Consider the following 13482-nt stretch of genomic DNA (forward strand, 5'->3'; position numbering starts at 1 on the left):
CGGCTTCTTATATTAAGCAAATAAAATCAAAAGGAGGGGTTTTCATTGGAATTTAAAAGGTATAAGGTTAAAAAGGATTTGATTATTGTAGGTGCCGGTATGCCCGGAATATGTGCAGCAATTCAAGCCGCACGCTTAGGCTTAACGGTTGCTTTAATTAATAATAGAGGTTATTTGGGTGGAAATTCCAGCGCAGAAATCGGAGTCAGTGTAGACGGAGCAGACGGTTGCCATGAGTTTAATTGCTATTCAAGAGAAGCAGGTATAGTGGATGAGCTTAGATTGGAAAATCTGTATCGAAATCCCCAACGAAACAGATATGTTTGGGATGCAGTATTAATAGATGCAATAAGAAAGGAACCTAATATTGAAGTGTTTCTAAATACCAATATCGATCAGGTAGAAATGGAAGATGAGAAAAGAATTAAATTTGTTTCGGGTTCTCAACTTGGAAGCGAAAAAAGATTTGAGTTCTATGGTTTGTGTTTTCTCGATGATACCGGAGATGGAACGGTGGGATATCTGGCAGGAGCGGATTATAGGATGGGAAGGGAATCTAAAGATGAATTTGGTGAGAGAATCGCTCCTGATAAGGCGGATGACTGTGTGATACCCAGTACCCTTACATTTTATGCTAAGGACATGGGAAAACCGGTTCGATATATAAGACCTGATTTTGCGATTGACTTGACTAAGACAGATGTATTAAAATACCGCACAATTCCTAAAGATGAATTTTATAGATTTCATTGGTACTATGAGGTGACAGGAAGCATCAATCAGATCGAGAACAGCGAGAAAATTATACAGATGCATAGGGAATTGGTTTATGGTATTTGGGATTATATTAAAAATAGCAGTGAATACGATGCAGATAATTATGATCTTGAATATGTGGCTCCTGTACCTGGAAAGCGAGAATCCCGAAGGCTAATGGGTGATTATATTCTAAAAGAATCTGATATAGTAGAACAGAGGGATTTTGAGGACACTGTGGGACATGGAGGATGGTCCATTGATCTCCATGCTATTGAAGGCTTCTTTTCAAAAGATTTAGTTAATCAGCACATTTTTCTTAAAGGAATATATCAAATACCCTATAGAACCGGTTATTCCTGGAATGTAGAAAACTTGTTTATGGCAGGACGATGTATGTCCACTACCCATGTTGCTTTTGGATCTACACGGGTTATGGCCACACTGAGCACATTAGGGCAGGCATTGGGTGCGGCAGCATATTTATGTAAGAAGTATAATACTATTCCACGGGGAGTATATGAGAATCACCGAAAAGAGCTTCAACAAATCCTTTTAAAATGGGATCAGTATATTGTAGGATGCAGAAATGTAGATCCGGCAGATATGGCCAGGGAGGCTGAGATTGAGGTTTCTTCCGTACAAGAATGTGAATTGACATGTGTCGAATTTGCAAAATCATTAGAAAATCGATTGGGCTTAATCATTCCCGCTGATGGGTTTATTAACAATCTATATATAAAAGTCAGAGCAATTAAGGACGCTTTGTTTCATTATGCACTGTATCTTCCTGTTAAGAAAGAAAATTATAATCCTGAAAACAAGATTGCGGAAGGAACAGTTGAAGTGAAGGCTTCCCAGGACTGGAAGTGGGTTGCTATTCCAATAAACAAGGAAGTAGACAAAAATAAAATTTTTATTGAGCTGGATGAAAAGCCGGAACTGGAAATAGGTATGACAGGTAAGAAACTCACCGGAGTTGTTTGTTTTGAAAGAGTAAAAAATCAGGCTCCCACAATAGTGGATATAGACACTTTGAAGATGAAGGAATATATATGGAGAAATTTAAAAGGAACCATATGTTTTAAAGTTGAGCCGGAGCAGAAAGTTTATGGTGGAGAAAATATCATTAACGGTTATGCACGTCCTTATGGCTTGCCTAATATTTGGTTTTCAAAGGAAGGAGCAGAAGGACAGCATGTAAAGCTGACTTGGCATGAGAAAAAATGCATAAAGGAAATAATACTCTATTTTGATTCTGATCTAAACTTCCGAATCGGTTTTAGACCAACTTTGGAAAATGTAATTCCGGAGATTGTGAAAGACTATGATATTTATTGCAAAACGGAAGCCGGATATATCAAGATTAAAGAAATACGTAACAACCATCAAAGAATGAATCGGATTTTAATAGATCCGATAGAAACAAATGAAATCAAGATTGAATTCCATGCAACTAATGGATGTCCTCGAGTAGGTTTATATGAGGTAAGGATTTATTAGTGTTTGTTCTGCGGCAAAACTATCATGGCCTATTGAAGTGTCTGAAAGAGATATTTATAAAAGGAGATATTTGGAAGTATGGGAACCGAACTAACAAGTAGGGAGAGACTGACAAGATTATTTAACGGTCAGGAAATTGATCGAATCCCAATATGGCTTTTAGCGCCTTATCATCCGATAGAGTGTTATGTGGATATATATAACATTCCATGCTATAAGCCGATTGTAGAGTATATTGATAAATATTGTGATACTTTTGATCGCAGAAGTTTCACCACCGGGTTTTGCTGCAATGCCAATCCGGAAATACAGGTAATAAAAACCGCAGAGGAGAAGGGTGGGAATCGGGTCGAGAAAGAGATTATACGATATAAAAATATTTCTTTTGAGAAATATATATCCAGAGGAATTGATGGAACAAAGATCAAGCCTTTATTGGAAGAACCGAAAGAATTAGACAAAGTTTTGTCCATTCCCTATGTGCCACCACAACCTGCGGTGGATCGGTTTTTTCAAGAACAAGAGGAATTGGGTGATAAGGGATTAATGATGGTGAGTACAGGGGACCCTCTGGCTCCTCTATATGGTCTTACAAGTGCTGAAAATTTTTCTTTATGGACAGTAACAGATTACGATAGGATACTACATTTTTTAGATGAAATGTATCGCCGTGTATATGAATTTCACAAATACTTGCTGGAACGAAATGTAGGTGATGTATATTTTATTGTAGGGGCTGAGTTTGCCGGTCCGCCCTTGGTATCTCCTTCGAAATTCAATGAGATTTCTGTCAGATATGTTAAAGGAATTGTAGATTTAATAAGGGAGTATGGGAAAAAATCCATTGTTCATTACCATGGAAATTTATATAAAATATTGGAAGGTATAAAGGAAATTAATCCCGATGGACTTCATACTATAGAAGCACCTCCTATAGGTGATTGTACCATCACCCAAGCTCGTAAAGTGTTGGGAAAAGACATGGTGTTAGTTGGAAATATTCAGTATGACGATTTAACCAGATGCGGCAGGGAAGAAATTGAGGAGATGGTAAAGAACGCCATTGAAGAAGGTAAATCAGGTAGATTTATACTGTCACCTACGGCAGGACCATATGAACCTTTTATAGACGAGAGAACTGTAAACAACTATCTGGCTTTTATTGAGGCAGGGTTAAAATATGGGAAGTTATAAAATATGAAAAGTTATAAAGTATATCTTTTTTATTATTTAATCTGGTATGATGGGGTAAGCAGGAGGTAGTGTCAAAAGTTCTATGAAAGAATAAAATTTTGACGCCAGAAATGAGAGTATTTACCAAATATGCACATTGGAAACCAAATAAGCAACAAGAAAAACCATGGGAATATAATACCTGTGGATTTGATGGATAACCCGCCCGAGGCATGGATAACAAGTGGATAAAGCATTGGCAACGAAAAGCGTGTTGCCAACACTTTATCACACAAGTTACCCACACCCCTCAAATCAGCGGGTTACCCACAAACTCCACAGGTTCGGCGGCGACTGTTTTGCTATGCTATGCTACAAAAATAAGAGGATGAATTTCGTTCCTTAAGCAGATTGTTGGGCTTTGATGTATTCTTGGGACATTTTAATGAGTGTAACCCACCTGGCAGGCATATTAGGCCGGTCTTTGAGCTCTTCTAAGACCACCGGCACCCTGCCTTCCAGAGAGGAATGAGGCCTTAGGAAGTTGAAGTAGGCTACAAACAGTGTAAGGAAGGATACTGAACCTGCATAGTTGTTAAAACCGTTGGTGGGTCTGTAGTTTCCCTTGAAGGTGCGGTTTAACCTTTCGATGATCTGCTTTAAAGGCCTGTATTCTTCGGAGATAGGGTCGTCGTTGGTAAGACCGATTACCTGCTTTATGTCAAAGTGGATGCCGTACTGGGCGAAATAGTGTTGAGCAAGCATGTAAATAGGGTTCCCGTCAAAGATCAGGGTAAGATCCTCAGGAAGCTTATCGAACTTGGACAATGCTTCGTCAAGAGCATAAATTGCAGCTTTAACATCACGGTTGGCAGAGACGGGGTATGAGAGGATAATCTTCTTTACTGCGTCGAATATAAAGAATACGTAATGCCATTTGCCCAGAACCTTTATGTACGTCTCATCCCCGCAGATGGAATCTGAGAGATCATACTTGTAGTTGTCAATGAAGGGTTTAATGTTTGTGGCAACAGCATCGGCATAATTTGATACCGACTGATGAGAAACACTTACACCATGTACTTCACGCATAAGGGCAGCTGTCATCCGGGTAGAAAGGCCAAAATTGACATGGTATGTAAGTATCAGCCCCAGGACGTGAGGAGAGACATAAAGCCTTGATATATCTACACTCGGAGGCTGGGAAGGCTTTCTTACCAAAGGCTCAAAGTCAATATCAAACTCCCTGTAGATGTAATGGAGCTTGAAATCATGTGGAGAAGACTTGTAGCGCTGCTTGTCTTCCTCGGACATGGAATTGAGCCTGTCAAGGTAATAGGGGCACTTGGAGTTGGTGCACTTATGTACGTTGAAGTCCTTACGCTCTTTCTTAAGTTCCAGTGTCCTTCCACAGTGGGGGCAGAGGAAGATGAGATTTTTTAGGTAACGGTTTTTCTTGTTGAAAGTGCACTTGCAGACTTTGCATAAGTACTGGCCTTTACCACCGGTATTGTCGTAAAGGTATTCATGAGGAGCTCCACATCTTGGGCAGGCCATAGTATCAGGGACTGTAGAAGCTTTTCTCCTTGTAATAGGGGTTATAAGCTTACCGGTTTCCTTGAGATGATTTGAAATAAGCTGCTTATAATCAAGCTTCTCAAGTGTCTCAATAATCGGCATGGTATCCACCACAAGCTTGCGGTAAGGCTTCCTAACAGGCTCATCGTAGTACTTGCGGACGGATCCTTTACTAAAGAGTGCACACATGAGGTAAATGATAATTTTAGCTTGTATTTGAATGTATAGTAGTAAAACTGTTATAATGTTGTTCAAAGGTACTTAACTCCTTTCTTTGGGGGTTGTCCAGCAACAACATTATACCAAAAAAAGGGCAAGTACCTTTGCCTTTCTATACATTCTTAATTTCCAGTTAAATGAGGGTAAAACCCTTAATAATATAAAAGCAAGTAAAACCAAGGGTTAGAGGTCAAAAGCATATCAAAACTTTTGACACTACCAAGCAGGAAAGAAGGGGGATTTTATGAAATGGAAATATCATAAAGCTGACCTGTGCGTAATCGGTGGAGGCCTGGCAGGAATGTGTACAGCCATTGCAGCAGCCAGGCATGGAGCTAAAGTAGTACTCATGCATGACAGACCGGTTTTAGGCGGAAACGCTTCTTCCGAAATACGAATGTGGATATGCGGTGCCCATGGAGAGAACAACCGTGAAACGGGAATCATAGAAGAAATTGAACTGGAAAACATGTATCGCAATCCAACTCGTAATTATTCAATTTGGGACAGTATATTGTATGAGAAGGTAAGATTTGAGGAGAATATAACATTGCTTTTGAATTGCAGCTGTAATAGTCTTGAAATGAACGGAAGTCGCATTAAATCCGTAAAAGGCTGGCAACTGACTACGGAAACATGGCATACTGTAGAAGCCGGTTTATTTGCTGATTGTTCCGGGGACAGCATCCTTGCACCTTTATGCGCAGCAGAGCACCGTATAGGAAGAGAAGCTGCTGCAGAATTCGGCGAAGATATAGAGCCGGAGCAGGCTGACAAGAAAACAATGGGAATGAGCTGCCTTATTCAGGCTCGCGAGACAGACAGACCCCAGAAATTTAATCCTCCCAGCTGGGCTTATAAGTATTTGTCGGATGACGATCTGCCCTATAGAGACCATGATGTCAGAACCAGTAACTTCTGGTGGATAGAGCTTGGAGGAGATCAGGATTCTATTCATGATACGGAGGAAATACGGGATGAATTGCTTAAGATAGCCTTCGGAGTATGGGATCATATCAAAAATCATGGAGATCATGGGGCTGATAACTGGGTATTGGATTGGGTAGGCTTTTTGCCGGGAAAACGGGAAAGCCGGCGCTATATTGGAGATTACATTATGACTCAGAATGATGTAAGAGCAGAGGGAAGATTTGAGGATGTAGTGGCATATGGAGGATGGACTATGGACGATCATCATCCTGCAGGATTTAAGTATCCGGGACATCCTACTATCTGGCATCCTGCACCGTCCCCATTTGGAATCCCATATAGGTGTTTATACTCCAGAAATATTGATAATTTATTTTTTGCAGGCAGGAACATCAGTGTCACTCATGCAGCCATGAGTGCAACCCGTGTAATGGCTACTTGTGCTATTTTGGGGCAAGCTGTAGGAACGGCGGCAGCCATTGCAATAAGAAACGCATTAAAACCCAGGGGTGTTTATGAAAATAAGATTGATGAGCTTCAGCAGGCATTGATGGAAGACGACTGCTACCTTCCATGGAAAAGGAGAGATATACCGGAGCTGATTAAGAAAGCAGGATTAATTGCATCGGAAGGAGATCCTGAACCTTTAAGAAACGGACTGGATCGTCCTATTGGGGAAGAGGACAATGGCTGGACAGGGAGTATTGGCTCATGGGTGCAATATACTTTTAAACAGTCGGAAAAAATTAGAGAGATACGCTTTGTATTTGACAGTGACCTGAATCGCACTGAGAAAGTTTATAATAAAGTGCAAAAAGCCCACAATATGCCTTGTAATTATCCGCTGGATAGTGAACCTCTTAAAGTACCCGAGAGCATGACCCGAGCTTTTAGAATTGAAGCTAAAGATAAAAATGGCCAATGGAAAACGGTACTTAAAGTTGATAACAACTATCAGCGGCTGGTTAAACTAAAAGTGAATATAGAAACTACTGCTATTCGTTTTATCCCGGAAGCCACCTGGGGTGCAGAAAGGGTACATGTATTTTCATGGGATGTACGTTAGTTTACATAAATTTGCATTACAAAATACTGCTCCTATTTATTAGGAGCAGTATTTTTTGTGATAAACCATTTTTGAGAAACTATATAAATATATTAGTGCTGTTGTATTGAAAGGCACTAAAACAAGTGTCAGAGAATTCTCAACCTTATTAGGGATAGCTGCATAAACATTTACGATTTACTGCACGACACTAATAATTAAGATAATACAGGCATTTTGGAATATGATATTCAAAAATTAATATTTTACCGAAAGAGTTGATTTTGTATACTTAGCCTGATATATAATGAAATCATCCGCACCTGCATTTTGAATGACTTACCTTTTATATGGCCGCATGGATTTTGGGCGGTCCTGTTCATTCTGCGGGGGACAGAGCATTTTATAGAGCGGTTAATAAATAAATGGTTTGGATGTGATATAAAATGAGGGAAAAAAGAGCAGGCAGTTTAAGGATGTTCTATGAAAAGCCGGGTGAAAAATGGCTCGATGCCCTTCCCCTTGGCAACGGACGGATAGGAGCCATGGTATACGGGAGAGCCAATGATGAAATAATCCAGCTGAATGAAACCACCTTTTGGTCCGGAGAAGCTTCGAAGGGAAACGTGGTGGAAGAAAGCCCGGAGCTTGTAAAAGAGATAAGAAAATACCTTTTCAATAATGATTATGAAAAGGCCAGAGAGCTTTGCCACAAAATAACGGGCAGGAAGCTGAATTACGGCACAAATTTGCCGGTAGGGGACATGAAACTGGACTTCGGCTCCCGCACCGGCAATTATACAAACTTTTACCGAGAGCTGGACTTGAGCGCCGGAATTGTAAAAGTGACGTATAATCACGATGATAATGAATATAAAGAAGAGGTGTTTGTTTCAAATCCTCACCAGGTGGCGGTTGTGAAGGTAATCTCAAAGCTTCCCGGCAAGCTTGGTTTCAGAATAAGCTTTCAGGGAATGAACAGCACAATGGCAGTACATGCGGATAGCCGAGGAGATCTTGTCATTTCAGGCAATGCTTTTGAGAATATACATAGCGATGGGAAAACCGGAGTTGCAATCCATGGAAGAATACGCGTCCTGACGGATAACGGACATATATGCCAGGAGGCTCACGCTCTCAATGTAGAAGGCGCGGATTCGGCTGTGGTGCTGGTGGCCCTGAGGACAAACTTTGAGTGTTCGGAGCCTTTCCAGGATTGCCTTGACAAAATAGAGAAGGCGGCCATGTTATCCTATGAAGAATTAAAGGAAGAACACATAAAAGAACACAGCAGTCTGATGAACCGCATGTTGCTGAGCCTTGGGCATGGCTGCCATGATGATGTTCCGACGGACCAGCGTATTGAAAGGGTAAGGAACGGAGAGGCCGATCCCGGATTGGATGCGCTGTTGTTCAATTACGGCCGTTATCTGATCATTGGAAGCTCCAGAGAGAATTCTCCCCTGCCCAATCATCTGCAGGGTATCTGGAATGACGGCCTTGCATGCCAGATGGAATGGACCTGCGATATGCACCTCGATATAAACACCCAGATGAACTACTGGCCGACGGAAGCTGCAAACCTCAGCGAATGCAATATGCCGTTATTCAAGTGGATTTCAGAAAGGCTTGTACCATCAGGTGCCCATACTGCAAAGGTGCATTATGGATGCAGGGGATGGACTGCCCACACTGTTTCCAACGCCTGGGGATATTCTGCACCAGGATGGGGCGAATCCTGGGGAATATGGCCCATGGGGGGAGTGTGGATTGCAACCCACTTGTGGGAGCATTATCTATATACCGGGGACAAGGAGTTCCTGGAAAAGGCCGCATATCCGGTTTTAAAGGGGGCTGCGGAATTTGTTCTGGATTACCTGGTGCAGGACCTGGAAAAGGGATATCTTTTGAGCGGTCCTTCCTTCTCGCCGGAAAACAGCTTCCTTATAAACGGGCAATCCTACTCCAATACGATGGGACCTACGTTTGATACGGTACTGAGCCGCGAGATTTTCAATATTTGCATTGAAGCAGCAAAGATATTAGACTGTGATGCTGATTTTTCCGACCGGTTAAAGGATGCTTGCGGAAAGCTTCCGGATTTTGCCGTGGGAAAGGAAGGACAGCTGCAGGAATGGCTTCAGGATTTTGAAGCTTCCGATCCTCATCACAGGCATATTTCGCACCTTTTGGCACTTTATCCTTTCAGCCAGATTACGGTGGACAAAACCCCTGAACTCAGTGCTGCAGCCAGAAGAAGCATAGACTTGAGGGTGAGTCCGGAGGGCTCCTATGAGGAATCAAATTGGGGTTATGCCCTTTTGGAGGCTTACTTTGCCCGGTTGAAGGATGGGAATGAGGCATATAAATATATACAAGGTGCAATCCGGGGATTGACATATGATAATCTCTTTATCTGCCATCCTGTTTTTGAGGGATATGAAGTGGGCATTTATGAGCTGGATGGAAATACAGGCATGAGTGCGGCCGTGCTTGAGATGCTCCTTCAAAGCCATGAAGGCATAATTGAACTGCTGCCGGCGTTGCCAAATGCCTGGGATGCGGGATATGTCAAGGGTATTTGTGCAAGGGGCGGCTTTGTGATCGACATGGAATGGGAAAATCACAGTCTTAAAAAGTTTCCATAACCTCAAAGCTTGGTAATCCATGCACTATCAAGTATAAGGATAGAATAGAGAAGCTTAATTTGGCTGCCGGTGAAACCAAGGTGTATGATTTTAATCAGATTTAGGGAGCCGGGAGCATAAAACCGGGGCAGCACGATTTATATAAAATTGGTTTGAATTCAGCCAATAATGGATGCACTGATTGTTATGTGCTTTGAACCCTTTCGGAGCGACAATCATCCATTTCAATTAGCTGAATTCATTCCCAAACTATATAGAGCTGTATTGCATTTATCTTTGAAAGGACGTCGAATATGAGTATAAGTTATTGCAAAGAAAAGAAACTGTGGATACTTGAAACAAAGAACACTTCCTATGTCATCGGAGTGGATGAAGAAAACAATTTGCAAAATGTCTACTGGGGCAGCAAGTTGCCCTATATTGGTGATTACAGCCCTGCAGACATCAGTAAGGGACATTCTTCCTTTGATTTCAGGGAAGGCTTTGCGAACCTTGAATTTCCGGCATGGGGCGGGCTGCTTTATTCAGAGCCATGCCTCAAGGCAACCTTTTCGGACAATGTGAGAAATCTGTCCCTTAAATATGATGACTATGAAATTGTCAGAAATTCAGAGAATGTGTCCGATGAATCCATGTCGGAGCTGAGGATTGATTTAAAAGACAGCCTGTCCTATCGGCTTCGTGTCAGATTATATTTCAGGATATATGAGGAATTCGATATAATTGAAAAATATGCCGAAGTCATTAATGAAGGTGAGCAGCCTGTTACGTTGGAGAGCATACAATCCGGTGCCTGGTATCTGCCTGAAGGCATGGATTACCGGCTGACCCATCTGATCGGCCGCTGGAGTGGGGAAACGCAGCTAAGGCAGACCTTTCTTACGGAAGGGAAGAAGGTTATGGAGAGCAGAAGGGGCACTACCAGCCCCCATGCCAATCCATGGTTTGCAATAGATAACGGAAAGGCGGATGAAGACTATGGCAGCGTTTGGTTTGGTGCCCTGGCCTGGAGCGGAAACTGGAAGATGGTTTTTGAGCTGAGCTCCTTCGGACAGCTTAAGATAACGGGGGGCATCAACGATTTTGATTTTTCCTGGCATTTAAAACCCAATTGCACATTTACAACCCCTGTTTTCACTGCCGGATATACGGAAAATGGCTTTGGAAGCGCCAGCAGACTTATGCATTCATACCAGCTGAAACATATACTCCCTAAAGAGCATGCATCTGAATTCAGAAAAGTTATATATAATTCCTGGGAAGCGACTTACTTCAATGTAAATGCGGAAAACCAGAGATCCCTCGCCGAAAAGGCGGCTTCAATAGGAGTGGAGGTTTTTGTTATTGATGACGGCTGGTTTGGAGAGCGTAACAGCGACAGGGCAGGATTGGGAGACTGGTTTGTGAACAGGAATAAATTCCCGGACGGCCTAGCACCACTAATTAAAACCGTGAATGAGCTGGGGATGGATTTTGGAATATGGGTTGAGCCGGAAATGGTAAATCCCGACAGCAAGCTTTACCGGGAGCATCCTGACTGGGTATACCATTTTCCCGGCCTGCCGAGGACCGAGGCCAGAAACCAGCTGGTTCTGAATCTGGCAAGGGATGATGTCAAGCAGTATATCTATAATTTTATGGATAAACTCCTGGGGGAAAACAATATTAAGTTTATCAAATGGGACATGAACAGGCACTTTACCGAGCCGGGATGGCCGGAGGCTGCAGCAGAGGAGCAGAAGGAAATCTGGGTAAGGCATACCTTAAGCATTTATGAAATAGTAGAAAGACTAAAAGCCAAGTATCCGTCTGTGGTGTTTGAATCCTGCTCCGGCGGAGGAGGCCGTGTGGATCTTGGTATTTTGAGGCGTATGGATGAATTCTGGCCCAGTGATAATACGGATGCTTTTGACCGCCTTAAGATACAGGAGGGATTTGCCTATGCATATCTTCCCAAGGCCATGGTGGCATGGGTGACCGATTCACCAAACTGGCTGAACGGAAGGAAGCTGCCGCTTACTTACAGATTCCACAGCGCCATGATGGGTACCCTCGGTATAGGAGGCAACCTGAACCATTGGTCGGAGGAAGAACTCAAGACGGCCAAAGAAATGATCTCTCTCTACAAGGAAATAAGGCCGATTGTGCAGGAAGGAAATCTGTACAGGCTTCTCTCGCCCAGGACGAATGAGGTGGCAGCAGTGGAGTACACTGCAAAAGACGGGTCGGAAGCTCTGGTATTTGCCTTTTTGCATTCGTCCCAGTTTGGAGTAGGTTCAAAGACACTTTATCTTAAGGGACTTGAAAGCAAAGCTTTATATAAGGTAGAGGGTTCCGATGGATTGACAAGCGGCGCCGCATTGATGAAAAAAGGCCTGGAGGTCAATCTTAAGGGGGATTTTGACAGCAAGCTGATAAGAATTAAAAAGGTGGATTATATATAGCTCATATCTGTTTTTTGGACCATGCCCGTCATCCTTGTTTATCGCTTCAATAATAGACCTAAAAGGCCTGTCTTTTAAGAAATAGCATCCCCGTAGAGCGGATATCTTTTTGTCTCCTCTGCGGGGATGTTATGATTGTATGCAAGTATCTTGATTTATATACAGATAAGCAAATCAAAAAGGTATCTTTCTGAATTCACCGGGGGTGAGGCTGGTGTGGTTCTTAAAAGCGATAATAAAATTCGTTTCACTGTTAAAGCCGCATTCAAAGGCTATCTCTTTAATGGATAAGTCTGTAGTTTTTAAAAGGGTCTTGGCATGATTCAGCCTTAAAATGCTTACATATTCGTAAGGGGAGTACCCGGTCTCTCTTTTGAAAATCCTGCTGAAGTGATAAGGACTCATGCACACATTGGCAGAAATATCCTCGAGGGAAATCTTGTTTTTGTAATTGTTCCTGATAAAAGCAATCGACTCATCAATATAGTTGGAATTTGTAGAATTCCCCAGCGTGTTTTCCGCAGACAATATCAGCAATTCGGCAAGCATTCTTTGTATGGTACAGGACAGGATGGCTTCGTTTATCATCCTGTTTTTTCTGAAATCATCTATCATGGATAATAAATAGTCCTGAACCAAGGTAGAATTCCTAGAATTGATTACATTGCCGGACCTCTCGTTTATAAGATTGAAATAATCATTGCTGACATTTCCGTCAAAATGCATCCAGAGGGTTTCCATGGAGCTGCTGGTTTCATATATGTGGGGCTTGTAGCAGTTTATCAGTATTATGTCGTTCGCTTTTATAGTCTGGGCTCTGTTGTTGATGGTGATCAGGCCTTCCCCGGCTACGACGTACATTAAAAGATAGCTGTCAAATTTGTCCCTTTTGACTCTGTAATTATGATCGCAATAGAAGTGTCCCAGGGAGCTTATATAAAAGAATAATGACTTTGCCACATTGCTAGGAGAATTGAAAAAAGCACACGAACCTTCCAAAACACCAGACTCAATTGTATACATGATATTCCCCTCCATGTAACACTATCAGATAGCAATATTTTTAAATTCATCAGCAATTAGCATTAATGTAATTCCTATAAATTAATTATAAAATTAAAGCGAGAACAAAGCAATAAAAATAAGTAAACGCTGAAATTTAGTATCCAATATAAAAGAGGAGGGG

7 protein-coding genes are annotated in these 13482 nt (G+C 42.0%); 5 read left to right on the forward strand and 2 right to left on the reverse strand.

What is annotated here, in order from left to right; all coding sequences use genetic code 11:
* The first annotated feature begins 45 nt into the window (after positions 1-45).
* Together CDO33_RS20335 and CDO33_RS20340 are read left to right on the forward strand one after the other, a co-directional pair.
* Entirely contained in the window at positions 46-2259 is a 2214-nt protein-coding gene (locus tag CDO33_RS20335) for an FAD-dependent oxidoreductase (RefSeq protein ID WP_103082914.1), read from the forward strand.
* A gap of 78 nt (positions 2260-2337) precedes the next feature.
* The gene (locus tag CDO33_RS20340; RefSeq protein WP_103082913.1) at positions 2338-3453 is read left to right on the forward strand and encodes a uroporphyrinogen decarboxylase family protein; all 1116 of its coding nucleotides are present in this window, start codon (positions 2338-2340) and stop codon (positions 3451-3453) included.
* Between the two features lie 381 nt (positions 3454-3834).
* On the opposite strand, the gene CDO33_RS20345 is transcribed toward CDO33_RS20340, so the two are convergent.
* Complete coding sequence (locus CDO33_RS20345) at positions 3835-5199, reverse strand: DDE-type integrase/transposase/recombinase (protein ID WP_207655289.1); 1365 nt, start codon at positions 5197-5199, stop codon at positions 3835-3837.
* Between the two features lie 274 nt (positions 5200-5473).
* Here CDO33_RS20345 and CDO33_RS20350 point away from each other — a divergent pair, with 274 nt between their 5' ends.
* The 3 genes from CDO33_RS20350 (at position 5474) to CDO33_RS20360 (ending at position 12296) form a co-directional block, all read left to right on the forward strand.
* Complete coding sequence (locus tag CDO33_RS20350) at positions 5474-7225, forward strand: FAD-dependent oxidoreductase (RefSeq protein ID WP_103081825.1); 1752 nt, start codon at positions 5474-5476, stop codon at positions 7223-7225.
* 425 nt (positions 7226-7650) lie between these two features.
* The gene (locus CDO33_RS20355) at positions 7651-9852 is read left to right on the forward strand and encodes a glycoside hydrolase family 95 protein (RefSeq protein WP_103081826.1); all 2202 of its coding nucleotides are present in this window, start codon (positions 7651-7653) and stop codon (positions 9850-9852) included.
* A 293-nt stretch (positions 9853-10145) separates the two neighbouring features.
* On the forward strand, positions 10146-12296 hold the full coding sequence (locus CDO33_RS20360) for an alpha-galactosidase (RefSeq protein WP_103081827.1): 2151 nt from the start codon (positions 10146-10148) through the stop codon (positions 12294-12296).
* A gap of 174 nt (positions 12297-12470) precedes the next feature.
* Here CDO33_RS20360 and CDO33_RS20365 read toward each other — a convergent pair whose 3' ends face one another.
* Positions 12471-13319, reverse strand: coding sequence for an AraC family transcriptional regulator (locus CDO33_RS20365; RefSeq protein ID WP_103081828.1), 849 nt, complete (start codon positions 13317-13319; stop codon positions 12471-12473).
* Between the last annotated feature and the right edge of the window lie 163 nt (positions 13320-13482).

Source organism: Clostridium thermosuccinogenes (genome assembly GCF_002896855.1).
Classification (GTDB): Bacteria; Bacillota; Clostridia; order Acetivibrionales; family DSM-5807; genus Pseudoclostridium; species Pseudoclostridium thermosuccinogenes.

Excerpts from the sequence above, each read along its gene's own strand:
- CDO33_RS20340 (WP_103082913.1), top strand. The coding sequence starts at position 2,338 with ATGGGAACCGAACTAACAAGTAGGGAGAGACTGACAAGATTATTTAAC.
- CDO33_RS20345 (WP_207655289.1), bottom strand. The coding sequence starts at position 5,199 with ATGTGTGCACTCTTTAGTAAAGGATCCGTCCGCAAGTACTACGATGAG.
- CDO33_RS20350 (WP_103081825.1), top strand. The coding sequence starts at position 5,474 with ATGAAATGGAAATATCATAAAGCTGACCTGTGCGTAATCGGTGGAGGC.
- CDO33_RS20355 (WP_103081826.1), top strand. The coding sequence starts at position 7,651 with ATGAGGGAAAAAAGAGCAGGCAGTTTAAGGATGTTCTATGAAAAGCCG.
- CDO33_RS20360 (WP_103081827.1), top strand. The coding sequence starts at position 10,146 with ATGAGTATAAGTTATTGCAAAGAAAAGAAACTGTGGATACTTGAAACA.
- CDO33_RS20365 (WP_103081828.1), bottom strand. The coding sequence starts at position 13,319 with ATGTATACAATTGAGTCTGGTGTTTTGGAAGGTTCGTGTGCTTTTTTC.